Consider the following 23,710-nt stretch of genomic DNA (forward strand, 5'->3'; position numbering starts at 1 on the left):
TTTTGATTCCACAGTCATTGCACCCCACCCTAACCCTCCCCTTATAAAGGGGAGGGAACTAGATTTCCTGTTTCCCCCAATATATCGTGGGGATTAAGGGGGGTAATACAAAACGAGCATACTGTAATTCCTAAAGAGAAGGGGCGCACATCTGTACGCCCCTTCATGCAATAAAATATCCTTATAGGTCAAAGCTTTAATGCAGTAATTCCTCAACTTGATGTTGGCTCCACAAAGTTCTATATAAACCTTGTTGTTGTAAAAGTTCTAAGTGATTGCCTGTCTGAACAATTTTTCCCTTTTCCATTACAAAAATTTGGTCAGCAGCTGCCGCCGCTGATAATTGATGAGTAATGAAAATTACTGTTTTGCGTTCAGTACCATTAGATAGATTTTTGAGGATTTGCGTGGCTGTTTGATTATCCACACTAGAGAGGGCATCATCCAAAATTAACACTGGAGCATTAACCAGCATCGCCCTAGCCAAGGCAGTACGTTGTCGTTGTCCGCCAGAAAGAGTAATACCGCGTTCGCCAACAATAGTTTCGTATTGTTGGGGGAAATTGTGAATTTCTGATTCAATTTGGGCAAGTTTAGCGGCAGATTCTATCTGCTCTTGTTCGCCAATTGGGTCACCATAGCGGATATTATTTTTGATTGTAGTGCTAAATAGAAAGCTATCTTGAGGAACGTAAGCGATCGCACCTCGTAAATCTGCCAAAGCTATCTTAGTAATATCCAGCCCATCTAAAAACAATTGTCCTGGTTCAATATCCAACAAGCGTGGCAAAGCATTGGCCAAAGTGGATTTCCCCGAACCAATTGCCCCAACAATTGCCACAGTTTCTCCGGGAGCAATAGTAAAGTTAACATTTTCTAAAGCTGGAGTTTTAGAACTAGGGTAAGTGTAGGTGAGATTTTTAGCTGTCACTTCCCCTTTAAGTTCAGCCACTGGTATATGTATGGTATCGGGTGTGTCTTGAATTTTCGGTGTGACAGAGAGAATAGATTCAAGGCGATCGATACTAACTTCACCCCGTTGGTAGGCAGTAATTGTGAATCCTAAAAGGGCAGTGGGGAAAACTAGACGCTCTACATAAATTAACAGTACTAAAAAATCGCCAACCTTCAGGCTACCAGAAGACATCCGCGCCGTCCCTAGCCAGAAGATTACCAGTAAACTGATATTAGCTAGCCCACCAATTAACGAAAACAGTGTATTTCGGAGTTTTGCCAATTCCAAGTTAGCAGTTAATAGCTGGTGATTTTTCTTAGCGAAGGCTCGACGCTCGTTTGCTTCTTGAGCATAGATTTTAATCAAGGCAATGCCACTGATATCCTCTTGGATAAGTTCGCTAATGTCAGAGAGTCGCTCTTGGACTGCTGCTTGTTGTTTGCGTAAGCGATTGCTAAATAGACTCACTAACAAGAGCAAAAAAGGATACACTGCCAGGGCGGCTACTGTGAGATCCACACTAATCGCCAGCATTACTGGCAGTGTCAGGGCGTAGGCAAACACCGTATTTGCCAAACTCAAAACGGCAAAACCCAATAACCGCTTGATATTGTCCACGTCACTGGTAGCTCGATTAATCAAATCGCCAGCAGTATTACTGGCAAAATAAGCCGGCTCCAGCTTGAGTAAGTGTTCAAAAATCCGTTGTTTCAGGTCAAATTCCACCTGACGCCCCACCCCAAATAGCCAAATGCGGGATGCCATCCGCATTAGCCACATCGCCGAACTGAGCAATACAATTATTACTACGTCACGTAGTATTTGGTTAAAGTTGAAGGTTGTCGAGAGTTTCTCAACACCAGCGCGAATCAACCAAGGAATATAAACGCCCAGTGCATTGACAGCCAATAAAGCGAGAATCCCTAAGGACGCCTCCCGCCAATGGGGTTTTAGGTAAGCACCGAGTTTAGCGATTCGTCGATATTTTGCCATTAAAGCAATTTTGCAACTTTATCATCCTAGATTAACGCTAGCCCAAGCAGACAGCTATGTAGAGGGAATATCGCTTCTAGATTAAGTAAGCTTTTTTTACCTCTTTTAACTGGATAGTTATTGCCGTTCCCTTTCGCTGACCGAATGGTAACCATGCCCCTTCCGGGCGGGGTGTAGGGTGTAGGGTTGCAGGTATGGGGAAATTAGCACCGAAATCAGGTTTTAAGTCTCGCCCATAGTGGGCAAAAACATTCTTGTATTACAAAGTAGTTTGAAACCCTACCCCAGGCGTCTGTCTTGGTTTTCTCCACACCCCACACCCTACACCCTATACCCCTTCCTCCATGTCTACTCAAACTTTTGGTGCTCTAGCGGCAATCACAGCTTTAATTAATCCAGCTACTAGTACCGCTACCCTGTGGGAAACGCAGTACTAGAGCGTGGCATTGCGACCTTTTTAGTTTTTCTTTATTACCGCTGAACACGCAAGAACCTGTAAATTTCAACGAGATAACTTTCCCAAGTTCTTGTTGTAAATAACAACGTTTCGGAATTCGGTACAAAGTCTTCAAGTCGTAAACCGCGCGTGCGGATATCTTGGGGATTTCCTTGTAATAGATAGGGAGGCACTCTCAAATTATAAGAAAGAATGCTATCCCCAGTCACATCTGAGATGCTTGCTGTGGTGGTTGGTTGCCCTAATGCCACCAGTGTCCCAGATGTTTGTGTAGCAGTTGCTACATAGGTTCCACCTGTCATTGCTAGAGGTGCTCTATAAAGGAAATAGGCAACTGCTGGTGTACTTGCCAACAACAAAATTGTCAGTGCCCAACCTACCAAGTATCCTCCTGGTTTGTCTATTCCGCCCCCTTTGATTCTCTGAGCTGCAAAAATCATCAGTAAAACAGAGGCTCCTAGAGGTCTGAGTGGAAAAGATAGCATCCTCCACAACGACGCCACAGCTGGTTCGCTGGGGTTAAGAAATGATAGGGCTACGATTATCAAGATGACGACTAGGATTAATCGCCCTACAAAACTTCCAGAGGGATAAAACCGCTGGAACAGAGAATAAACGATAGTGCCAATCAGCAGCCACAGCAGTACTCGACTTAACAATAGAAACATAGATTAACTCTCAAATTTTCTGGTTCGGTGAGCCAGTGTGGTGGTGAGGCAGCCCGTTTCGCTCGGGATTTCCACGCCACACCCTTCAACCGGAGAATTACCGGTAACGAGCGCAGTGGCTCCCCAGAAGGAACTGCCGTGCATGATTTCCCTGGATAAAACAACTAGCGACTTCTTAGCTGTAGCGACGCTAGAAGCGTCACCCGTAAGGGTCAACCCAGAGGTTCCGGGAAATGGATTTATTTGATTGTCAAATTGTAATCGCACTGTTTGACTTAAAATACTTCAAACCTCACACCCAAAGACTACCGTCGTAGTGATTTTAGTGCAATTTTTTGACACTGCGTCGATTATTTATAATTTTCCAGAAGAGTAATGTGACACCGATAAACTAAATTAATTGAGTAATCCACTCAAAAGGAAAAACTATGTCGCCTGGAAAGCCTACTATTTTGGTAACGGGAGGGGCTGGATATATTGGTTCCCATACAGTACTTGCCTTGAAGCAAGCGGGTTATAACGTTGTCATACTTGATAATCTGGTCTATGGGCATCGCGAACTGGTAGAAAGCGTTTTACAGGTAGAACTGATAGTAGGCGATACAGGCGATCGCGCCTTGCTCGATCGGCTATTTAAAACCCACGATATTGCCGCTGTGATGCACTTTTCTGCCTATGCCTACGTAGGTGAATCGGTGACTGACCCGGCCAAATACTACCGCAATAATGTTCTTGGTACTTTGACCCTGTTAGAAGCGATGCTGACGGCATCTGTAAAGAAATTTGTCTTTTCTTCTACCTGTGCTACCTACGGCGTACCGGAATTCGTGCCCATTCCAGAAACCCATCCCCAAAATCCGATTAATCCCTATGGCGCTACAAAGCTAATGGTAGAGAGGATTCTCTCTGATTTTGATGTTGCTTACGGTTTCCAATCAGTGCGTTTCCGCTATTTTAATGCTGCTGGTGCTAACCCCAATGGCTTACTTGGTGAGGATCACAACCCAGAAACCCATTTGATTCCCTTGGTGCTGATGACAGCTTTAGGCAAACGAGAATCCATCTCAATTTTCGGCACCGATTACCCCACACCCGATGGTACTTGTATTCGCGATTATATTCATGTTAACGACTTAGCAGATGCCCATATTTTGGGATTGGAATATTTATTAAAAGGTGGCGATAGCGAAGTTTTTAATTTAGGTAACGGCAGCGGTTTCTCTGTCAAAGAAGTCATTGCAGCTGCCGAACAGGTGACAGGAGTTTCCATACCAGTCGAAGAACGCGATCGCCGTCCTGGCGATCCCCCAATTCTCATTGGCACCAGCGAGAAAGCCAGAACAATCTTAGGCTGGCAACCTCAGTATCCATTCATCAAAGATATTGTCGCTCATGCGTGGCAGTGGCATCAAAAGCGACATAAGTAGGAAGGGAGTGGGGGCAGGGGGGCAGAGGAGGCAGGGGAGGCAGGGGAGGCAGGGGAGGCAGAGGAGGCAGAGGAGGCAGGGGAGGAAAGAGAGTTATTATTAAGCAATTTCTCTTCCCCTGCTTCCCCTGCTCCCCCTGCTCTCCCTACTCCCTACCGTCTCTCATGCTTCGCAGTACGACAACTAAGATGCCGATAAATCCGAGGATTGGGAGTGCGATCGCCCAAAGTGGTAATTTCTGAGATTCACCTTCTACTAAATCACCATTGACGTTTCGCAGGTTTTGTGTATTTTCTGTAGACCCGCCTGCCACGGTAACTTCAAATTTGAACTCAAACGGTTTGAACCTTGCCCCAGAGACTGGTTTACCATTTAGTTGCAACTCATAAATACCTGGCTTGGGAAAGACAACTTCCGCTCCTGGGATGCCTTGATAGCGTTCAGCTGCCACAGGTTTTAACTCTGGTTCTAGAAGGGGTGGTTCTCCTGCGGCGTAGGGTTCGGCATAAACAGCTAACTGACAATTACACTGTGACAGAGGAATCACCCTTCCACCTCTGCGAGTAAGGGCAAACCAGGCTTGGCTTGGTTCTCCAGCACGGGGATTATCATTTGGTTCAACGTGGAGCGTGCCACCGACATCTCCAGCGACTTCCACTTTATGAGCAGATGCCGGAGAAAGATTAGTTATTGATATAACTAAGCAACTCAGGAATAACAAATAGTTTATTGTTCCTTGATGCCAGGAAATACCTTTGAAGAGGTAACGTCTCTGTTTTTGACTCGTTGGGATAGAGCCAGAGAACAAAGATGATTTACCGCGATTTGCTTGGGGGGACATAAAACTTTTCTACGGCTAACTTTGACCAAAAAAAGCGCGAGCGCACTATCAAGACACCGAGGGTAACAATTACCATCAGTACTGCCGCTAATTTATTTCCCCAAGTTGATTGCAAGGAACCCAGATAATGGGAACCAATCAACACAGCATGAATGGCACTTAAGAGCAAGGCTGGCACACCCAATAGATGAATCTGTCGCCAACGCTTGCCCAAAGATTTCTGCAACGATTCCCAACTCGTAAAAGCGGCGGGGGACATTAATACCAATGCTACAGCACCCGCAGCCATACCCCACTGAAATTCTGGCGGCAGGAAAGAAAAGGCGGCAAAATTCCATTGCAATGAGTGTTCTATCATGTGGGCGGTGTGAACTACAGAAAGCACAAAAGATCCCACTCCCAAGCCTCGGCGGTAACGCAGTGGTGATGCCCACAAGCCACTAATAGGACGCGCAATTAACGCCAAAATTAAGCAGATTAACGCGGCGTGTCCGGTGTAATCTACCATTGTGTCACCAGTCCGCAACAAGGTAATGACGCCAATGGTGAGTGTCACCCAACCGCCCAATCTAAACAACTGACTGCGCCTGTCTTTGCTTACCAATGATGTAGAAACGCCTACACCTAGCATCGTGGGCAGGGTTCCAAAGCCAAAAGCCAGCATAATTGCCCCACCCATCCATAAATTGCCAGTTTCAGCAGCTTTAATTTGGGCAGCATAGAGGAAACCACAGGGCATTAAACCCCAAGTCATCCCCAAAAGCATTGGTGTCCACCATTTGGTTTTAAAGGAAAGCTTAACCATTCCGGCGCTGAGGCGATCGTGTAAACTACCTTGCAATAATGGGTGTAACACGGGAATGCGCGGCAGCAAATCGGGTTTTACTTGTCCTAAGCCAAACCAAATCAGCATTACACCAGTTAGAATTGCCATCCAGCGCCGGAAGTCGCTGCCAACGCCCGCTAGCTGTCCACCTTGCAGCAATACCGAACCCAGCGCCCCAATACCAGCACCGACTAGAGCATAGCTCAACATCCGCCCCAGGTTTAGCAAGATATGAAATTTTAATTGCTGTTGCCAAGTGTCGGACTTTTCTAAGGTTGATGTTCGTCCCAACGAGGCTGTTTGTGGATTTTTTGGCTGATGAGACAGGGAAAACGCCACTGTTAAAGGGCCGCACATCCCAAAGCAATGTCCAAAACTGCCCAGGAACCCCAAGATTGAGATCAGCAACAAATCTACCATAAAAAAGTCCTGAGTTCTGAGTCATGAGTCCTGAGTGGCAGAATAAAGATTTTGAAGAAGTAATAAGAAATTCTTTTCTTCTCTACTCAGTACTCAGCACTCCTCTAGTGTCGGCACTTTACGTGAAGTTGCGATCGCTGTCAAAAGACAAAGCGTCAAACTTGATGTTTACTCTAGGAAAAGAAAAAAGTAATAAAGCCTGGGTGTAAACACTCATAAAACTCCCTACAAGCGCGTAAATCCTAAACTAATAACTTGAGATTTAACAGTATATACCGCATAGTCTTATACTTAAAATCATGTATAATTTTAATGTGTAAAATAGTATCTACTTAAAAATGCCTGTCCATTCTGTCGATTACTATCTTAATAGTATTCACAAATCTATCTTAACTAGATAATTTTCAACTAAATACGAGGACAAAAATATGTTATTTAACAATAAAGTGTATAAAACAAATGATGTTTATGGTATAAGTCGTGACCTCCCTTTAAACTATATAAAGAGGCAAGAAGTTGATCAAAAACTTATTGAAAATTTAGACAGAAGTAGACATATTGTTATATATGGTAGCTCTAAGCAGGGAAAAACATCTTTAAAAAAGAGTTGCCTTAAACCTGATGAATATATTAATATTCAATGTCTTAATCATTGGAAATTAACAGATATACATCTTGCTATTCTGAAAAAAGCAGGTTACCAAACTACTCAATCTGTTAAACAAACTGCTTCTGGGAAGCAAAAGGTTGCAGCTTCTTTTGAAGGAATAGTGAATTTCTTCGGACTAGCTGGAAGTAAAGGAACAATTTCATCTGACACAGAACAACAAAAAACTACTGAGACTTTATTAGAAAATTTTGATGTTGATCCAGACGATGTAAATGATATTATTGCTTGCTTGAATGCGATCAAATTTCAAAAGTATATTGTTTTAGAAGATTTTCATTATCTTGATATAGATATTCAAAGAGACTTTGCAGTTGTATTAAAAGCATTTCATGAAGCATCTAAGTTTTGTTTCATAATTATAGGTGTTTGGTTAGAAGAGAATAGGTTAATTGTACATAATGGCGACTTGACTGGACGTGTAATTGCTATAGATGCTGACAAATGGACTTCTAGAGAATTAATGCAAGTAATTGATGAGGGAGCTAAATTATTAAATATTAGTTTTACCGAACATTTTAAAACGACTGTTATAAAAGAATCATATGAGAGTGTTTATATAGTTCAAGAAGTTTGTTCTCAAGCGTGCGATCAAGAACAAGTAAAAGAAACTCAAAGCCAATCCCGTACCATTGGTGGTAGGTTGCTAGTGCATCATCTAATCAAATCTGTTGTTAATCAGCAAAATGGGCGATATATGTCTTTTATAAATCAATTTTCTGAAGGATTTCAAGATACACAACTTGAAATGTATAAATGGATTCTTTACCCTATTCTTTCACTAAGTTTAAAGGAGTTACAGCAGGGACTTACTTATGCACGAATACGTGAGGAACTTCAATCGCGTCATCCACAAGGAAAAAATCTTAATCCGGGGAATTTAACTCAAGCTTTAAAATCGACATCTTCACTTCAAGTTAAAAAAGGTATTAAACCAATAATAATTGATTACGATCAGACAAATAGGCGATTAAATGTGGTAGACAGAGGTTTTTTAATTTGGCTTGCCAATCAAAATATACCAGAACTATTAGCAACAGTTGAATATAATTAGAAAATGTAACGCAATGTGCGGTTTAATATTGCGTAATTGAATTGAAGAAGAGCGCAGTTATGGCGATTAAGTCAGAAACTTGCATTTGTAAAAAATCATGCATTTATAGATGGTAACACAAGGGTAGCTTTCGTTTTGATGGCTACCTTTCTTATATTGAACGCATATTATTTAGAAGTGTCAGCAAAAGAAGTTGTATTAATGATAAAAAGACTTTCAACTGAGCAAGAGACTCTTGAGTAGATAGCGGATTGGATTAAAGAAAATTGTATTCAAATAGACAATTAAGCTGATTGCAAAGTCACTTTGCAGGTTTATCTAAGAATTTAGGGAACCAAAATATTAAACCCTTCCTAGCAATGCTTGAAAGTTATGCCTAGGGATTCGCGCTACCCTAAGTCTGGAAGGCAGGGATAAATTACATGAAAAAATGGATTTGGCTGATGCTGTTGGTGCTGATGGCTGTTGCTGTGGTGGGTAGCAGAGGTAGCACGTTTTTTGAACAGCGTTCGTCACCAGCAATTGTTGAGCGCATTCCAGTGGAAACACCCCAATCACAGGCAAAGTTAAAAGAAGTTAACATTGCCCCGCAAGTGTCTGCTGACAGGCTATTAACCCATATCCAAAAGTTGAATTTTCACCGCTACACAACAACAGAGCGATCGCTTACTCGCACTTATATCACAACTGAACTGAGAAAGTTAGGCTGGAAGCCCAAATTGGAAAAGTTCTCTGAGGGTGTGAATATTTTTGCCGAACGTCCAGGAACTAACAAAGCAGCTAAAGCAATTCTTGTAGCAGCGCATTACGATACTGTTGCCTTATCCCCTGGTGCTGATGATAATGCCAGTGGTGTAGCCGTAGTACTGGAAGTAGCCCGCTTGCTTGGTTCCCGTCCCACACCACGAACGTTACAGCTAGCTTTTTTTGACAAAGAGGAAGCAGGACTTTTGGGTAGTCAGGCTTTCGTTAGCAAGACACTACGCTTGCAAAACTTAGGCGGAGCGATCGTTATGGATATGGTAGGTTATGCATGTTACACTGCTGGGTGTCAGAAATACCCTGCCGGATTGCCTGTTACTCCACCTAGCGACAAGGGCGACTTTTTGGTAGTAGTCGGTGATATAGAACATTTGCCTTTGCTGAATGCCTTTCAAAACTCACAGACGCTTCCCTCAACTGCCCTGAATAAACAGGAATCAAATCTGCCATCAGTCTTAACACTACCAATTCCTTTTAAAGGTTTACTCACACCAGACACTCTACGCAGCGACCATGCACCATTTTGGTATCAGGGTGTGGGTGCTGTGCTGGTGACAGATACTGCAAATTTACGTACTCCCCACTATCATCAACCTAGCGATGTTCCAGCGACTATCGAGCGATCGTTTTTCACAGGAGCAGCACAGATTGTGGTCAATACTACTACTATTTTGTTAGAAAAAAACGAGGTTTTGAAAACTCAACCACCAAGCTAACTTATGAATTATAAATTGTGTTGACTAGCTTTTAGCTCAGGGAAAGTCAACGTCCAATTATTTGGATCGTCGATTTGGAAGTACAAACCTTTAAGAATAAGTCGCAGAGCTATGCGAGTTCTAATAAACTTCCTCACCAGAAAAGTTCCTGGTTCAGCAAAGATATTATTAAAGTTTTTTTTATGACCAGATTGTTTTGAACAGTAACTGCCAGCACCTTGGACTGTTACCACAAAAAATGGAGCTTGTTTATATTCATCAGGAATCATGAAAATTCCATATACATGGTGACGACCACGCCACGGCTGAACAATAACCTTAGTAGCATGTACTTGGAATTTTGGAGTTTTTGATGCTAGAAAAGCCTCGAAATCGCAATCAGAATCATTCACAGGCCACCACAGTGTAGTAATACTCAAGGAGAGTAGCAAAATCAAAATATAGCGGAGTCTGCGATGCATAAAGCCAAGAAAAATTGTTGATGCGGCTGGTAGAATTTGATGAGTAATGTTAGTGCAGCTACAGCAGTAAGACTATCCACCTGCAACACGTTCTAATGGGCAAAGAGAAAAAATTAAGCGGTCGGTTAAACTTTTCTGCCAAAAAATTGCAATCAAGAATTCAGCCTACAAAAAGTGCAGATTGTAGATGCGTAGTTTACCGTCGCAGGCATCGCTTACCCTGTTCTAGTAGCTCTGTTACAGTATTAAACCTAGCTGAGAAACGATCGGGCTTTTGTGGCTGTCAACACTGATTTATGCTCAAATTTTTAGTTGTAATGAATTCTACAATTCGTTGCTTTTGTTATGCTTTTGATCTAACTCTGTTCGCATCAGCAGATGCTTTGAGGAGATCGGAGCGACGCCAAATAGCCCGTCGTAGACATCGCCATCTAGTTCGCGAAAAAATCTGTTTTTCTTTCTAAGCAATTAATTGGGTAGTCAAATACACAAATATTGGTTATATTCCCGTAAGTAAGAATTGGTATAAAAGTTTATGGGAATAACTTGGAGAAGTCTTAAGACAGTTGCGGGTTTCTTTAGCGCAATTATACTTACACAGTTCGGGGCAAATACTTCGGCCATTGCGGCTGACACAGTTGTTGTGCGTTTAGGTTTATTTACAGAATCGATCTCCCTTACTGAGTTGCAAAACGCTGCAAAGACTGGGGAATTGCCTGGGAGCTTGAAGCCTTACGCTAAAGGATTATCTGAACAAGAACGCCGCTTCTTCTTAGGGGCGCTGGGCATGAATGTACCGATGAATGTTGTCACCATTGATAAGTTACTTAATACTCAGATTGGCACAAGTATTCTCAATGACTTTGCTACAGCCTTAGTCCGAAAGGACAAAGCTGGGGTACAAGCACTGAGATCGGGATTGGTATTAGGCTCTACTGCACCGCAGGGTCTTTCTATATTGAGTTTTATCGCCGCTTATCCGAGTAAACGCTTAGAAATTAATTTGCCACAGGCTTTTATAGTTGCAGGGAGTTTGAATACAGCTTTTTGGCGTACCCAGCAATTTATGCTAGCGATCGCTCCCCAACTCAACCCCAAAACACCGCAGATTGCTTTCCCTTTTGATCCCAGCCAACCAGGAAGCGCTGAAGTAAAAATACTCAACTTAAGCCTGAATGACCAAAAGCGCGGCCGTAAAATTCCAGTTGATATTTACTGGTCAACTGCTGCAACTGCCAATAAACCCGTAATTGTCTTTTCTCACGGCTTCGCGTCAGTCCGCACGGACTTGCGTTACCTAGCAGAACACTTAGCATCCCACGGTTATGTAGTAGCTGCTTTAGAACATCCTGGTAGTAATGAGGCAAATACTAACCTAGCATTCCAAGGTAAAACCAGAGTTGTGAAGCCTCAAGAGTTTTTGGATCGCCCTCAAGATATTAGTTTTGTTCTCGACGAATTAGAAAAGCTTAACCAAACAGCTAATAATCCCCTGCAAGGGAAGCTTGCAACCACGAACGCGATGGTTGTTGGCTATTCTTTTGGTGGTGGTACAGCTTTAGCAGTTGCTGGAGCCGAGTTACAACTGGAACGGCTCAAACAACGCTGCAAAAAGAACTTGGCTAGCTTGAGTCTGGGAGAAGGTATGCAGTGCATCGCTGAAGAACTGCCAGAAAATACCTATCAACTACGGGATACCAGAATAAAACAGGCGATCGCTCTTAATCCTACAACTTCTCTAATTTTTGGCGAAACTGGGTTAACTAAAGTGCAAGTTCCTACTCTAGTGTTAGCAGGTTCCGCAGATAAAACCACTCCAGCTTTAACTGAACAAATTGTGGCATTTAACAAAATCCCATCCCCCAAATGGCTAGTTGGTATAGTTGGGGGTACTCATCTGAGTGTAAAAGACCCCAGTAAGACTTTGGATCAGATCGGACAACCGAATACACCAATTAGTGGCGGTGAAGTTGTGGGCGAACAAGCAGCAGATGTTCGCAAGTACCTTAAAGCTATAGCTTTGGCGTTTGCTGCACAGATGACCCCAGAAGCTAAAAACTACGCGATCTTTCTGACATCAGATTATGCCCAGTTTGCCTCGACTGCGGCATTTCCATTTCGCCTAATTACTCAGATTCCTCCTGATGCTATGGCAGTAGTGAAAGAATTTGTTGAGAAATAAGGGACTTCCAATTAAAAAAAAATATCCAATTTTATAAGGGAGATTTCCGACGCTCCGCGAACGCTATCGAGTGTTACCCGTTCGCGTAGCGTCTCCGACAAGAGAAGGGCATTATTTTAGCAGTAAATACAGCATTATATTCATCTGTCAAGGGGCGTTAGACGGAACATCTAATACGAATTCTCTGTAAACCTGCATTTAATAATTAATTTCTTAATAAGAGCTTAACAGCTTTCTCTATTCATACTCTTTTTTTGGCAAAGGTATTCAAAATTAGACTTAATTCTTGATAATTTACTTATATAGAATTATACTAACTTGATATTAAATTTATAGCTGCTGTTAAATCAACACTAAATTTTTACAGTAAAAATAATTATTTATACATAAACTTTATAATATATTTGTTAAAAACAATAGAAGCTTGAGACTGTATCAGAAAGTAGGAGCATCTGCTTGATAATACATATGTATTCTAGTTAAAATACAAAAAATAGATGAACATAATTTGCTTGGTGCGAAAATATGTTTGTGTATTTATCGGCGTAAATTTCTTTAAATTCACAAAAATGCTAAAACATTGTTATCTGAGACAAGCCACATATAAACCAAAAATCAAAAAACGTCAGCCTTGTTTTGTTTACTTAGATAACGATTAGTTTCAGTAAAATACTGTTGTATAACTAATTTTGGATTCCGAATTAAACAATTATTCCATTTCACCTAAGCTGATGCAACTATATACAACTCTTGAAGTCGAACAACTCCAGCAACACGAGGATCTTCCTTGCTTAATTGAAATTCTGGAGTGGGTCAAAAATTTTTTAGGAAAGCCCCATCCTAACTTAGGAAGACCCGGTGCAGTTTGCCCTTTTGTACCTTACTCTCTCAAGTCAAACAGTATTCGTCTAACAGTTATTCACACAAAAGATTTGTATCCAGAACAATTAGAAGAGGTTGTTGGACGCTACCGAGATATATTTATTGACATGGAAGTTAAAGAGGATGAACTAGCAATCAATAAAGCTTTTTTACTTATTTTTCCTGACATCCATATAGAAGAAGCTTCTAAACTAATAGATAGTGTCCAACAAAAACTTAAACCTTTGTTTGTTGAGTCAGGATTGATGATCGGAGAATTTCATAAACGTAATGAAAGTCCTGGCTTGCACAACCCAAACTTTCGTCCACTTCGTAGCCCTATCCCTTTGTTGGCTATTCGGTTTATGGTCGAAGCTGACCTCCCCTTCCTTGAGAGTCCGGCCGATCCACGCTTACGTATTCGCTATCTGGAAGCTTATTTAAAGTGTTTCGATCATAAATTTACAGATGAAACAAAGTTTAAAAATGCTCATCAAGCATTGGCTTTAGCGAAAGAGCAACTTCAACAAGAAAGTTTGGTGAGTTCTTGCATATATAGCAGCTCTCGATCGAATGAGGTACATCTTCAAACTTAAAAATATTTATATATAAAGTCTAGATTATCAAGTTAGAGAACAATTAGCAACATAAACTAAGTTAGCAGAACAATTTGCAGTGAATCGCCATACTCCTAGACAGGCGATCGCATGAACTTATTTTTTTAAATGACTTGACAAAATAGACTTACCTTGTTATTTAATTTTGTAAATAACAAGGTAAGTAGAATGGCGAAAGAAATAGAACGGAAATATTTAGTGAGAGGAGATAGCTGGAGAGAATTAGCTGAAGGTAGTGTATATCGTCAAGGATACATTGCCACACAAGACAAAGCGACTGTACGTATACGTATAGTCGGAGAAAAAGGTTATTTGACAATTAAAGGCCCCAATATTAAATACTCAAGATTAGAGTTTGAGTATCCTATTCCTATTGAAGATGCTCAAGAAATGCTTGAGACGTTATGCGAACGTCCCTTTATAGAAAAAATCAGATATAAAATAGAGTCCGGTGGTTTAATTTGGGAAATAGATGAGTTTGATGGTGTTAATAAAGGGCTAATTTTAGCAGAAGTTGAACTCAGTGATGAAAACCAACAAATTGAACTACCAACCTGGATTGGAGAAGAAGTTTCTGATGACTTCAGATATTTCAACAGCAATTTAGTGAAACACCCTTTTTCACAATGGTAATGGCTGAAAATTGGAATGTTCCCAATTTTTCAAAAATACCTAACAAATAGAATTCGCAGCTGCATTATTTAAAAATACAGACTTTCAAACCCACCTTTCCTTGCGGAACGCTACGCGAACGTGGGTTTGATTTTTGTAGCTACGGTTTCTAAGTGCCGTTTTAACTCTCGATTTAAACTCATCATTTAGTTTAGCGATCGCACGGTTGAAATATTCACGCACCATTTGAATCTAATGTAAAGAAGCCACTACTGTAATTCCCCTTTCCCGATTTAGTTCGATTAGCAACTCCATAACTTTACGAGCAGATTCTAAATCGAGGGAAGCGATGGGTTTATCTGCAAAGATAATTTTGGCTTCCTGTACGAGATAAGGAGCGATCGCTACTCGTTTTTGTTGTCCGCCAGAAAGCATATTCCAGAATACCGACTCTCTCCAGCGCACAAAGCATCTCGGATTTTTTCTTCTTTAGTAAAGGAATGTAATGCTGGAATCACAGGCGATGTCTAGGTTGGGCTGCGCCAACGCGCTAAAAGGAATTAAATCATCATAAACCAGTATATTTTCCTCTATTAGTATAATTATCTAATTATAAATTCAGTAATATTATTGATATGCAATTTAATTGATAAATTTCCTGTCGTGTAAAATTATCGAATTTTCTGAGAATTCACTATTTAAACTACGGTAATATTATCGAATTGCAGATGTATGAAAACATTTAAACTACGGAAAATTTATCGATTTACGGGTCTTTGCATGTAGTCAAAGCCCGGTAAAATCATCGACTTTCGAGGGTATTTACTAATAAAAATTCCGGCAAAATAACTAGTTAAATTTAAATTTAAATATCTGTTTTTTCTTCCTGGACAACTTTAAATTGCGTGTTAGAATTACAGCAAAACTGCCTAATAAATAATCAAAAAGCTTGATTACAGTTGCTAATTATACAGGCTGTAATAATTCATTTGTTCAGGCTTAATTAGGTGTATTTTAAGCAAGACTCAATAATTTGAGTCTTAGATAAAAAACATTGAGGTAAAAATATAAATTATGAAATACGTTACTAATTTTTTTAGTACTCTATTTGTTGTTAGCACTGGACTATATTTACTACCTCATTCGGTAGCCAATGCAGTTACCTTAAGCAATGGTGCGATCGCCTTTGCCCAACCACCGCGTTTAGTTAGTGCCAGCACTCCATACACCGATACAAGTTTTCCCAATACCACTTACTATTTCACTGTAGAAGTGCCAGCCACTGCTGGGGAACCGTTGCAGCAGGTCACTTTTAACCAGATTCAGGGGACTGAAGATATTGAATTCAATCAGAAAGATACTTTTGCCTTTGAAGGCACACGTAATAATCAGGGTTCAAAGTTGGCGCTCAAAGCTGTAAAAGGCGACAACAAACAGCAGACTATCACAGTAACCTTTGATACTCCTGTGCAACCAGGCAAGACAGTTACTATTGGTCTGCAAACTTACCGCAATCCTTTTTATGATGGCGTCTATTTATTTGGTGTGAAGGCTTTTCCCTCTGGCGAGCAAACCGCTGGTCAATTTCTCGGCATTGGACGCTTTCAATTTTACGCACCAACGGCGGCTACAGAGAACTAATTTCATTTAACCTTATTTGATGCAGAATCTGTTATTTTAACCATTCAGGACAAGTATAATTCTTGTCCTTTACTTTTTTGAGAAAGTTTTCGCCACACTTAACTCTCTTAAGAAAGAATATCAATAAATTTTAATAGCCTCTTGTTTTTTAGCACAATCTATGTAAATCTCATAAATACATACTACGGTAAATTGGTCGGTCTTAAGTAGATTAATAAGCGAGTTAGGTGGGCTAGTCAATAAACTCAAAATTTACTTTTAGCGTCTATTACAAGGGTTCTTGAAAGCTATGTCTGAGCCACGCTATGGGATCTGGATTCCCGTTTACGGCAACTGCGGCGTAATGAACCACCCTCTTGAACCTCGTGATGCCAGTTACTCACGAGCCAAGGATCTGCTCCAGTTGGCTGAACGGAGCGGGTTTACAACAACTCTGATTGCAGAACACATCATTAATCCCAGAAATCAACAATTAGATCAGCTAGAAACTTGGACAGCAGCAGCAGCCCTTGCCGAAGCAACAAATTCTATCGAAATTATCGCCGCCGTGAAGCCTTTACTTTTTCATCCAGCAATCTTAGCGAAGATGGCATTAGGCATTGATGAAATTAGTGGTGGGCGTTTTGCGATTAACTTGGTAAGTGGTTGGTTTAAGCCAGAAATCGAGAAATCTGGCATATCTTTTCTTCCCCACGATGAGCGTTACCGTTATTCCGACGAGTGGATAAGAGTAGTAAAGGCGCTGTGGAGTGGAGAAAGAATTAACTTCCAAGGAGATTATTTTCAGATTGCTGACCTAAGCTTCAATCCTCGTCCCGTAGCCAGTCCTCATCCGCGTGTGTATGTAGGAGGTGAATCAGAACCAGCGCAAGCTTTGGCGGCAAAAGAGGCAGATGTATTTTTTCTTAATGGTCGTCCGATAGAAGCGATCCGAGAAACCATTGCTCAGGTTTTGAAACAGCCGCGTTCTCATTCCAAACCTCTGGGCTTTGCGATGTCCGCATTTGCGATCGCTCGATCCACAGATGAAGAAGCTCAAGAGGAATATCACAACTTGCGAGCAATGGTAATGGCACAAGACGATCGCTCAGAACTTCTCAAAGGAGTCGATTCCGAAGTGGTCATGTTCAAGAATTTGGCCAAATACCCTGGCGTGGGAAGTAACGGTGGCACAGCTGCCGGCTTAGTTGGTAGCTATGACACCGTGGCTGGTCGCATTGCCGACTTTAGCAGGGTAGGAATCGGCACCTTTATGCTGCAATTTCAGCCGTTTGCGACTGAGATGAAGCGTTTTTCTGAGGAAGTAATGCCACGAGTGCGTTCCTTAGAACTTGTGGCTGCAAAAGGATGAAGGGAACAGGGGAGAAGAGTTTTCCCCTCTGCCCCTCTGCCCCCCTGCCCCCCTGCCCCCTGCCTCTTCCCCAATCTCCAGTACTCAATCCCCATTCCTTATTCTCCAAAAAATATGACTGCAATCCTCACACGTCCAGCTTGGACAACTGAATTAGAAGTTGAAATTTTCAACAAACTGATTGATAAGCACGCTCCTCATCTTCCTAAAAGCCGTCAGCAAGACCCCAGACCACCTGTAACACCAGAAGAAAAAGAGAATTTCTACCAATATCGTGTTGCTGGTGCAGCCCATGACTTATTTATTGTCCAAGTTTGTGCCAAAGTAATAGACCAAATTCCCGACCCAGAATTACAGCTGTTTTTGAGCCGACAACTTGGAGATGACGGCGCACACGCCCAAAATACTCGTCTCAGAGCGCAAGCTATATCTGGATACGATCCTATTGAAGACATCCAAAAGCAGGTGCAAAAGCATTGGGACTACCAAGGTGACTTACCCATTCGTAACTGGCAAGGTTTCTTGTCTTTTGAATTGCACTACGAACTCCATATCGTATCTTTACTCTTGCTCAACAGCCGGATTAGCAAAATCAATGACCCAGAATCAGCAAAGTTTGCTGCTGAGAGAATTTTGCCAGATGAAGCAGTCCACCGTCTAGGAGTTGTGGATTGGTGGCAGCGTAAATTCGATAAGGCCTCGCCATCCGAGAAAGCCGAGTTAGTAGCACAAGTCCTAGAAGCGGATGAAGAAGGACAACGCCGCCGCAGTACCTATCTTAAAGATCATTGGCAGCTGGCTCACCGCGCTATTGGCATTGAAGTTGATGATTTGCCAGTTATTTATGATGCGTGGCGGCGCGAAGTACTCTCTTACTTCTTGGATATTCCTGTCTCTAAACTGCCCAAACTCGTAAGTGTTAACGATTAGGGATTGGTGAAGAAGCAAGAGCAGCACCCCGCCCCCCGCCCCTCTACCTCTTTTCAATGCCCAATATCCAAAAGGAAATTTTATGGCTGCAACTCTAACTCGGACTTGGAATGTAGAGTTTGAAAAAGAAACTCTAGAAAAATTGATTAGCAAGCACGCTCCTCACGTTCCCCTCACTCGCGAACATGCTAGCCGTCCCCCAGAAACAGAAGAAGAAAAGGCAGGTTTTTATCAGTACTGGGCTGCAACTGGTGGTCATGACTTGTCTATTGTGCAAGCTGCTAGTAAGGCAATTTTGTTGATTCCTGACCCTGATTTACATTTGATTTTAAGCAGACAAATTGGGGATGATGGGGCCCATGCGATCGCCTTTCGCGAACGGATTATTGCCCTCACAGGACGCGATCCCATTGACGATATCCGTAAAGAAGCTGAACGCCACTGGGAGTTTTTAGAAGATGTACCCTATCGTAATTGGCTAGGATTCGTTGCTTGGGAACTGCATTATGAGCACTACATCCTCCCCCAAGTTTGGTTCAATAAACTGACATCGACAATTGGTGATGAAGAATTAGCTCAGAAGAGTAAAGAGCATTTCAATGATGATGAAGCGGTTCATCGGATAACGATCGCTAATTGGTGGCGTAATAAGTTTGAGCAAGCCTCGCCTAGCGAAAAATCGGAAATCGCCGCACAGTTATTAGAACTCGACGAAGAAATTCAGCAGCGCCGCGCTCCTTATATTAAACAGCGTTGGCAAGATGCTGAAAATTTCAATGGTGCTAATACCAAAGGCATTGAGCCAGTATACGATGCTTGGCGCAAAGAGGTAATTTCTTACTTACTTGATATCCCTAATCCTCAACTCACTTCTGTGAGTGAATGAGTAGTGGAAGGAACAATAAAAAGGGATTCAAACCTCTCTTACAGCAGTTTGTATTTGATTCCAAGACAGACCTAACCCCCAGCCCCTTCCCTACCAGGGAAGGGGAGTAAGACTTAAAGCATCTCTCCTTTTACCAGAGAGGTCAGAGTGTATGGCATAGAAACTATAAGCGCTATATGTAGGATTTCTAAATGTTAAATTCTACTACTTTTATTATTCTTTTTTAGAAGCATAATTATTCCAATAATAGTTATTAACTTTACTATTGATAAATAAGTCAAAATATTAATTTTTTCCAATATTAATTAATATTTCTTATGAGAATATTTTTTATGTTATCAAATTTAGTTATGACGAACACTACCCCGTTAGGCTGATTAATTGTATTATAACTCAGCTAAATTATGAAAAAGCAATTTTTTCTAAGCTGTTAATTCAGGTCGTAGTAAAAGATTCGCCTATATAAATTTTTAATAGGTTTATTTTATCTAAGTTTATTATCGAGATTATTAACTATTTATAACAAACTATTCCATTGTTTTGATGCCAATGATTTTTTTTGTAAAGCCAAGGAGGAGCCATGTTAACTCGACTTGTGAATCAGTTTTTAGCTTGGATAAGTCAGAGAAGTTTATTTAAATTGACTAAGCAACCTGGTATACAAGCTTTTGCTCTATTATTTGTAATTGGTCTGAGCTTGAGCATTGCGATCGCATCTTGTACTCCCAACAATGCGGCTAATTCTACCAGTCCGCAGAAGAGTCAGCTAACAGTGCTGAAAATGGGGCATCAAAAAGGGATGTCGCTACTGAATATTATCAAAGCCCAAGGTGCGCTAGAGAAACGCTTACAACCTCAAGGGATTTCTGTTACCTGGAATGAATTTTCTTCTACTGCACCTCTGCTAGAAGGGATGGGTGTAGGTGCGATCGTTTTTGGTGGTGGTGGTGGTACTGGAAGTGTATTTGCTCAAGCTGCTGATAAACAATTTGTGCGGGTGGCTGCGAGTACAAGTAGCCCCAGGAGTTCAGCTATCTTGGTGCTGGAAAATTCACCTATCAAAACTCTTGCAAATCTCAAAGGCAAAAAAGTTGCTTTTGCTAAAGGATCGAGTTCGCAATATATGATTGTACGCGCTTTGAAAAAGGTGGGTTTGAAATACAGCGACATTCAACCTGTTTTTCTGACACCAGCAGAAGCTTTACCCGCTTTTCAACGTGGTGATTTTGATGCATGGGTAATCTGGGACCCTTACACTGCCGAAACTGAGCGCAAGCTTCAGACTCGTCTATTGGCAGATAACACTACAGTATTTGGTGACAAAGCTATTGTAGAAAGCCCAGGCTTCTATTTTGCTTCTCCAGATTTTGTACGCGATTATCCAGACATTCTCAAAGCTATTTTGCAAGAGCTAGAAAAGGCTGGTATTTGGGCTAAAAACAACAATGAAGATTCAGCAAAATTGCTTTCTAAACTCTATAAAGTTGATTTACTGACAATGGAAGCCGTAGAAAAACGTGGTGGAACTAGACAGGTATTAACTGTGGATGATGAAGTTCTCACCGGTTTACAAACTATGGCAGATACTTTCTACGACTTAAAAGTTATTCACAAAAAAATCGATGTCAAAGATAAAAAGTTTAACTGGGTTGCTGACGAAAAATGGTAGAGCAAATTCAACCTATTTGTAGTAAGCAACTTAAACAATAATATTTTTGTATGAATCAGTTTTGAGAAAACAATAAAATCGATTAATTAACAAAAAAAAGAGGCGATCGCATGAAAATTCCTTTGATAAAAATTAACCGCCGCTTCTTTTTAATCGCGGTTACATCATTTGCAGCATCCACAGTTTTTACTAGCTGTAGTTCAACTAATTCTGCTTCTAACACCGCACCAAATCCGGCAGCGACGCCAGCTGCTAACACAGTCGCCACTGCAACGAAAGAGAAAGTAAAAATTGGAGTTACACCTGTACCAGCAGGAGAGATTTTAGAATTTGTGAAAAAGAATCTCGCCTCGGAAGCAGGACTAGATATTGAAATTGTCACTTTCAATGATTTTGTCCAAAATAACTCAGCACTTAGAGATGGACAAATCGATGCTAATTACTTTCAACACGTCCCTTTCATGGAAGACTATGGCAAGCAACACAATATCAAAATGGTCGCGTTTAATCCTCCGATTCATTTGAATCCGGTCGGAGTTTATTCCAAGCGTCACAAATCTCTAGCTGAAGTTCCGCAAAATGGACTTGTCACTATTCCTGATGATGTTAGCAACGCTAACCGAGCCTTGAAGGTATTAGAAAGCGCTAAATTAATCAAGCTAAAAGACAATCCTACCGGGATAGCAAATATCAAAGATATTGTTGAAAACCCCAAAAAACTAACAATCAAAGAAATACCAGGAGCGCAGGCAATTCCCTCGCTTCCTGATGTGGATTTAGCAGCAATAACAGGTAACTGGGTTGTCCAAGCTGGGATGCGAACTGATACAGATGCCTTAGCGTTGGAATCTGCTCAAAACCCAATTTACGCAGTTACTCTGACTACGTTACAAGGAAAAGAAAACGATCCCAGAATTCAAAAAGTCTATAAATTGCTCCGCGATCGAAAAGTTAAGGATTTTATTAAAGAGAAATATAAGGGTGCAGTGTTGGCAATTCCCTAGCAAAAAAAGTCAATTTAAGTTTCTTTGCTTTCTCAAACAAGACATTTATCCTTTTTCAGAGTAATTCTTAGATGATCGTATTTACTGATGTACGCAAAGTTTATCACCAAGGAGATCAAAAGGTCTTAGCTCTTGACGGTGTGAGCTTTCATGTCAAGCCGAGTGAGATTTTCGGTGTCTTAGGACAAAGTGGTGCAGGCAAAAGCACCTTGATTCGCTGTGTCAATCAATTAGAAAAGCCCACATCGGGTTCAGTCGTGGTAGACGGAGAGGAAATAACAAAACTTTCCGGTATCCAGTTGCGCCAAAGCCGTCAACATATAGGGATGATTTTTCAACACTTCAACCTACTCAGTTGCAGAACTGTGGCGGAAAACATTGCTTTTCCCTTAGAAGTGATGGGTTATAGCAAACTCAAGCGTCGAGCAAAAGTTGAAGAATTAATTTCACTTGTGGGGTTGACAGGAAGGGCTAACGCTTATCCAGCCCAACTTTCGGGGGGTCAAAAGCAACGGGTTGGGATTGCTAGGGCGCTGGCTGGGGAACCAAAAGTGTTGCTTTCTGATGAGGCGACTTCAGCACTCGATCCTCAAACTACGCGATCGATTTTGGAACTATTGCGCGATCTCAACAAGCGGATGGGGCTAACAATTTTGCTGATTACCCATGAAATGGGCGTAGTCAAGCAAATTTGCGACAGTGTGGCGGTACTCAATGCTGGCAAGGTTGTAGAACAGGGACGAGTCAGTGATTTAATCGCCAAGCCGGAATCACTTCTCGCCCAGGAAGTTTTCCCGCGTCGGAATGGACACATAGCACGTCCTGGCGCAGTGCTAGCAACGATCGCCTTTGCTGACGAACAAGCCAAACAACCGATTTTCGCCACTTTAGCACGTCGTTTTGATGTTGATATTAACATCCTCAGCGGTAGCGTCGAAACGGTAGGCGATCGCCGCGTTGGTCAGTTTCACATCGAACTGGAGGGATCGAAGGTAACCCAAGCCTTGAAATATTTACACGAATCAGAGTTTGAAGTGGAGGTGCATTAATGCAAGGGCAAGAATTGCTGCAAAGTTTGTGGCAAGCTACTGGTGAGACTTTTTACATGGTGAGTATATCAGCGGTAGTAGCTATACTTTTAGGTTTGCCTTTGGGCTTAATCTTAGTGATGACAGCGCCAGGGAACCTTTTGGATTTCCCACAGGTGCATAAAGTGTTGGGTGCGATCGTCAATACTGGGCGATCGTTTCCCTTTATTATTCTGCTAGTTGTTTTGACACCACTGACGCGGGCGATCGTCGGTACTTCCATCGGTAGTACAGCCGCGCTGGTTCCGCTAACTCTCGCCGCCATCCCCTTTTTCGGCCGCATCGCTGAAACCAGCATTCTCGAAGTTGATAAAGGACTAATAGAAGCCGCCCAAGCAATGGGTTGCAACCATTGGCAAATCGTCCTCAAAGTATTGATTCCAGAGGCTTTCCCATCCCTGCTGTTGGGTATGACAATTCTTGTCGTGAGTCTACTGAACTCTTCAGCAATGGCTGGGGCCGTTGGTGGCGGCGGCTTAGGTAATTTAGCAATTCAATATGGTTACCAACGATTTGATGTTGGCGTCATGATTTCCACCATTGTGGTTCTGATTGCCCTAGTGCAAATCGTACAGTTTTTAGGCGATTTGCTAGCACAACGGATGCGAAAACGATAAATCGC

Annotated in this window: 22 protein-coding genes and 2 pseudogenes; 17 read left to right on the forward strand and 7 right to left on the reverse strand. The window is 41.7% G+C overall.

From position 1 onward, the window contains the following. Positions 1-196 precede the first annotated feature (196 nt). On the reverse strand, positions 197-1,948 hold the full coding sequence (locus V7L01_RS32070) for an ABC transporter ATP-binding protein (RefSeq protein ID WP_335042162.1): 1,752 nt from the start codon (positions 1,946-1,948) through the stop codon (positions 197-199). A 471-nt stretch (positions 1,949-2,419) separates the two neighbouring features. Next, the gene (locus tag V7L01_RS32075; protein ID WP_335042164.1) at positions 2,420-3,073 is read right to left on the reverse strand and encodes a hypothetical protein; all 654 of its coding nucleotides are present in this window, start codon (positions 3,071-3,073) and stop codon (positions 2,420-2,422) included. 27 nt (positions 3,074-3,100) lie between these two features. Between V7L01_RS32075 and V7L01_RS32080 the strand changes: the two genes are divergently transcribed. Further along, a complete protein-coding gene (locus V7L01_RS32080) occupies positions 3,101-3,232 on the forward strand; it encodes a hypothetical protein (protein ID WP_335042166.1) in 132 nt (43 codons plus the stop codon). 269 nt (positions 3,233-3,501) lie between these two features. Beyond that, positions 3,502-4,500 carry a UDP-glucose 4-epimerase GalE gene (gene galE, locus V7L01_RS32085; RefSeq protein ID WP_335042168.1) on the forward strand — a complete coding sequence of 333 codons (999 nt, stop codon included), beginning with the start codon at positions 3,502-3,504 and terminating at the stop codon, positions 4,498-4,500. 145 nt (positions 4,501-4,645) lie between these two features. On the opposite strand, the gene V7L01_RS32090 is transcribed toward galE, so the two are convergent. Both V7L01_RS32090 and V7L01_RS32095 read right to left on the reverse strand, forming a co-directional pair. Continuing rightward, entirely contained in the window at positions 4,646-5,341 is a 696-nt protein-coding gene (locus V7L01_RS32090) for a hypothetical protein (RefSeq protein ID WP_335042171.1), read from the reverse strand. Continuing rightward, on the reverse strand, positions 5,316-6,587 hold the full coding sequence (locus tag V7L01_RS32095) for an urease accessory protein UreH domain-containing protein (RefSeq protein ID WP_335042174.1): 1,272 nt from the start codon (positions 6,585-6,587) through the stop codon (positions 5,316-5,318). Before V7L01_RS32095 ends, V7L01_RS32090 begins: the two co-directional genes overlap by 26 nt. 23 nt (positions 6,588-6,610) lie before the next feature. On the opposite strand from V7L01_RS32095, the gene V7L01_RS32100 reads away from it, so the two are divergent. From V7L01_RS32100 to V7L01_RS32115, 4 genes and pseudogenes are all read left to right on the forward strand, one after another. Beyond that, entirely contained in the window at positions 6,611-6,796 is a 186-nt protein-coding gene (locus tag V7L01_RS32100; protein ID WP_335042177.1) for a hypothetical protein, read from the forward strand. A 219-nt stretch (positions 6,797-7,015) separates the two neighbouring features. Beyond that, on the forward strand, positions 7,016-8,308 hold the full coding sequence (locus V7L01_RS32105) for a hypothetical protein (protein ID WP_335042180.1): 1,293 nt from the start codon (positions 7,016-7,018) through the stop codon (positions 8,306-8,308). Positions 8,309-8,398: 90 nt separating this feature from the next. After that, positions 8,399-8,551: pseudogene (locus V7L01_RS32110) on the forward strand (Fic family protein); the annotation flags it as partial. A gap of 179 nt (positions 8,552-8,730) precedes the next feature. Further along, entirely contained in the window at positions 8,731-9,786 is a 1,056-nt protein-coding gene (locus tag V7L01_RS32115; RefSeq protein ID WP_335042183.1) for a M28 family peptidase, read from the forward strand. Between the two features lie 8 nt (positions 9,787-9,794). Here V7L01_RS32115 and V7L01_RS32120 read toward each other — a convergent pair whose 3' ends face one another. After that, positions 9,795-10,247 carry a hypothetical protein gene (locus V7L01_RS32120; RefSeq protein WP_335042185.1) on the reverse strand — a complete coding sequence of 151 codons (453 nt, stop codon included), beginning with the start codon at positions 10,245-10,247 and terminating at the stop codon, positions 9,795-9,797. 535 nt (positions 10,248-10,782) lie between these two features. Between V7L01_RS32120 and V7L01_RS32125 the strand changes: the two genes are divergently transcribed. The 3 genes from V7L01_RS32125 to V7L01_RS32135 all read left to right on the forward strand — a co-directional run bounded on the left by V7L01_RS32125 (position 10,783) and on the right by V7L01_RS32135 (position 14,540). Continuing rightward, the gene (locus tag V7L01_RS32125) at positions 10,783-12,429 is read left to right on the forward strand and encodes an alpha/beta hydrolase (protein WP_335042187.1); all 1,647 of its coding nucleotides are present in this window, start codon (positions 10,783-10,785) and stop codon (positions 12,427-12,429) included. Positions 12,430-13,160: 731 nt separating this feature from the next. After that, positions 13,161-13,886 (forward strand): DUF6875 domain-containing protein, encoded by a 726-nt coding sequence (locus V7L01_RS32130; RefSeq protein WP_335042189.1) that lies wholly within the window; start codon positions 13,161-13,163, stop codon positions 13,884-13,886. Positions 13,887-14,075: 189 nt separating this feature from the next. Further along, positions 14,076-14,540, forward strand: a complete 465-nt coding sequence (locus V7L01_RS32135; RefSeq protein WP_335042191.1) for a CYTH domain-containing protein — start codon at positions 14,076-14,078, stop codon at positions 14,538-14,540. A gap of 84 nt (positions 14,541-14,624) precedes the next feature. On the opposite strand, the gene V7L01_RS32140 is transcribed toward V7L01_RS32135, so the two are convergent. Further along, on the reverse strand, positions 14,625-14,765 hold the full coding sequence (locus V7L01_RS32140; protein ID WP_335042193.1) for a hypothetical protein: 141 nt from the start codon (positions 14,763-14,765) through the stop codon (positions 14,625-14,627). Between the two features lie 9 nt (positions 14,766-14,774). Then, positions 14,775-15,028, reverse strand: a pseudogene (locus tag V7L01_RS32145) (phosphonate ABC transporter ATP-binding protein); the annotation flags it as partial. A gap of 565 nt (positions 15,029-15,593) precedes the next feature. Between V7L01_RS32145 and V7L01_RS32150 the strand changes: the two are divergent. The 8 genes from V7L01_RS32150 to V7L01_RS32185 all read left to right on the forward strand — a co-directional run bounded on the left by V7L01_RS32150 (position 15,594) and on the right by V7L01_RS32185 (position 23,705). Next, positions 15,594-16,160 carry a DUF2808 domain-containing protein gene (locus V7L01_RS32150; protein ID WP_335042197.1) on the forward strand — a complete coding sequence of 189 codons (567 nt, stop codon included), beginning with the start codon at positions 15,594-15,596 and terminating at the stop codon, positions 16,158-16,160. 289 nt (positions 16,161-16,449) lie between these two features. Next, the gene (locus V7L01_RS32155; protein ID WP_335042199.1) at positions 16,450-17,511 is read left to right on the forward strand and encodes an LLM class flavin-dependent oxidoreductase; all 1,062 of its coding nucleotides are present in this window, start codon (positions 16,450-16,452) and stop codon (positions 17,509-17,511) included. Between the two features lie 114 nt (positions 17,512-17,625). Continuing rightward, positions 17,626-18,441 (forward strand): hypothetical protein, encoded by an 816-nt coding sequence (locus V7L01_RS32160; protein ID WP_335042201.1) that lies wholly within the window; start codon positions 17,626-17,628, stop codon positions 18,439-18,441. Positions 18,442-18,523: 82 nt separating this feature from the next. Then, positions 18,524-19,327: a hypothetical protein gene (locus tag V7L01_RS32165; RefSeq protein ID WP_335042202.1), complete on the forward strand. Its 804-nt coding sequence runs from the start codon at positions 18,524-18,526 to the stop codon at positions 19,325-19,327. 580 nt (positions 19,328-19,907) lie between these two features. Continuing rightward, positions 19,908-20,996, forward strand: coding sequence for an aliphatic sulfonate ABC transporter substrate-binding protein (locus tag V7L01_RS32170; protein WP_335042204.1), 1,089 nt, complete (start codon positions 19,908-19,910; stop codon positions 20,994-20,996). Positions 20,997-21,106: 110 nt separating this feature from the next. Next, entirely contained in the window at positions 21,107-22,000 is an 894-nt protein-coding gene (locus tag V7L01_RS32175) for a MetQ/NlpA family ABC transporter substrate-binding protein (RefSeq protein ID WP_335042206.1), read from the forward strand. Positions 22,001-22,071: 71 nt separating this feature from the next. Continuing rightward, positions 22,072-23,049, forward strand: coding sequence for a methionine ABC transporter ATP-binding protein (locus V7L01_RS32180; protein WP_335042209.1), 978 nt, complete (start codon positions 22,072-22,074; stop codon positions 23,047-23,049). Then, complete coding sequence (locus V7L01_RS32185; protein ID WP_335042211.1) at positions 23,049-23,705, forward strand: methionine ABC transporter permease; 657 nt, start codon at positions 23,049-23,051, stop codon at positions 23,703-23,705. The genes V7L01_RS32180 and V7L01_RS32185 overlap by 1 nt, the downstream gene beginning before the upstream one ends. The last annotated feature ends 5 nt before the right edge of the window (positions 23,706-23,710 follow it).

Source organism: Nostoc sp., assembly GCF_036917095.1.
GTDB lineage: Bacteria > Cyanobacteriota > Cyanobacteriia > Cyanobacteriales > Nostocaceae > Nostoc.

Coding starts and splice junctions, on each gene's coding strand:
- V7L01_RS32070 (WP_335042162.1), bottom strand. CDS start 1,948: ATGGCAAAATATCGACGAATCGCTAAACTCGGTGCTTACCTAAAACCC.
- V7L01_RS32075 (WP_335042164.1), bottom strand. CDS start 3,073: ATGTTTCTATTGTTAAGTCGAGTACTGCTGTGGCTGCTGATTGGCACT.
- galE (WP_335042168.1), top strand. CDS start 3,502: ATGTCGCCTGGAAAGCCTACTATTTTGGTAACGGGAGGGGCTGGATAT.
- V7L01_RS32090 (WP_335042171.1), bottom strand. CDS start 5,341: ATGTCCCCCCAAGCAAATCGCGGTAAATCATCTTTGTTCTCTGGCTCT.
- V7L01_RS32095 (WP_335042174.1), bottom strand. CDS start 6,587: ATGGTAGATTTGTTGCTGATCTCAATCTTGGGGTTCCTGGGCAGTTTT.
- V7L01_RS32100 (WP_335042177.1), top strand. CDS start 6,611: ATGAGTCCTGAGTGGCAGAATAAAGATTTTGAAGAAGTAATAAGAAAT.
- V7L01_RS32105 (WP_335042180.1), top strand. CDS start 7,016: ATGTTATTTAACAATAAAGTGTATAAAACAAATGATGTTTATGGTATA.
- V7L01_RS32115 (WP_335042183.1), top strand. CDS start 8,731: ATGAAAAAATGGATTTGGCTGATGCTGTTGGTGCTGATGGCTGTTGCT.
- V7L01_RS32120 (WP_335042185.1), bottom strand. CDS start 10,247: ATGCATCGCAGACTCCGCTATATTTTGATTTTGCTACTCTCCTTGAGT.
- V7L01_RS32125 (WP_335042187.1), top strand. CDS start 10,783: ATGGGAATAACTTGGAGAAGTCTTAAGACAGTTGCGGGTTTCTTTAGC.
- V7L01_RS32130 (WP_335042189.1), top strand. CDS start 13,161: ATGCAACTATATACAACTCTTGAAGTCGAACAACTCCAGCAACACGAG.
- V7L01_RS32135 (WP_335042191.1), top strand. CDS start 14,076: ATGGCGAAAGAAATAGAACGGAAATATTTAGTGAGAGGAGATAGCTGG.
- V7L01_RS32140 (WP_335042193.1), bottom strand. CDS start 14,765: ATGGTGCGTGAATATTTCAACCGTGCGATCGCTAAACTAAATGATGAG.
- V7L01_RS32150 (WP_335042197.1), top strand. CDS start 15,594: ATGAAATACGTTACTAATTTTTTTAGTACTCTATTTGTTGTTAGCACT.
- V7L01_RS32155 (WP_335042199.1), top strand. CDS start 16,450: ATGTCTGAGCCACGCTATGGGATCTGGATTCCCGTTTACGGCAACTGC.
- V7L01_RS32160 (WP_335042201.1), top strand. CDS start 17,626: ATGACTGCAATCCTCACACGTCCAGCTTGGACAACTGAATTAGAAGTT.
- V7L01_RS32165 (WP_335042202.1), top strand. CDS start 18,524: ATGGCTGCAACTCTAACTCGGACTTGGAATGTAGAGTTTGAAAAAGAA.
- V7L01_RS32170 (WP_335042204.1), top strand. CDS start 19,908: ATGTTAACTCGACTTGTGAATCAGTTTTTAGCTTGGATAAGTCAGAGA.
- V7L01_RS32175 (WP_335042206.1), top strand. CDS start 21,107: ATGAAAATTCCTTTGATAAAAATTAACCGCCGCTTCTTTTTAATCGCG.
- V7L01_RS32180 (WP_335042209.1), top strand. CDS start 22,072: ATGATCGTATTTACTGATGTACGCAAAGTTTATCACCAAGGAGATCAA.
- V7L01_RS32185 (WP_335042211.1), top strand. CDS start 23,049: ATGCAAGGGCAAGAATTGCTGCAAAGTTTGTGGCAAGCTACTGGTGAG.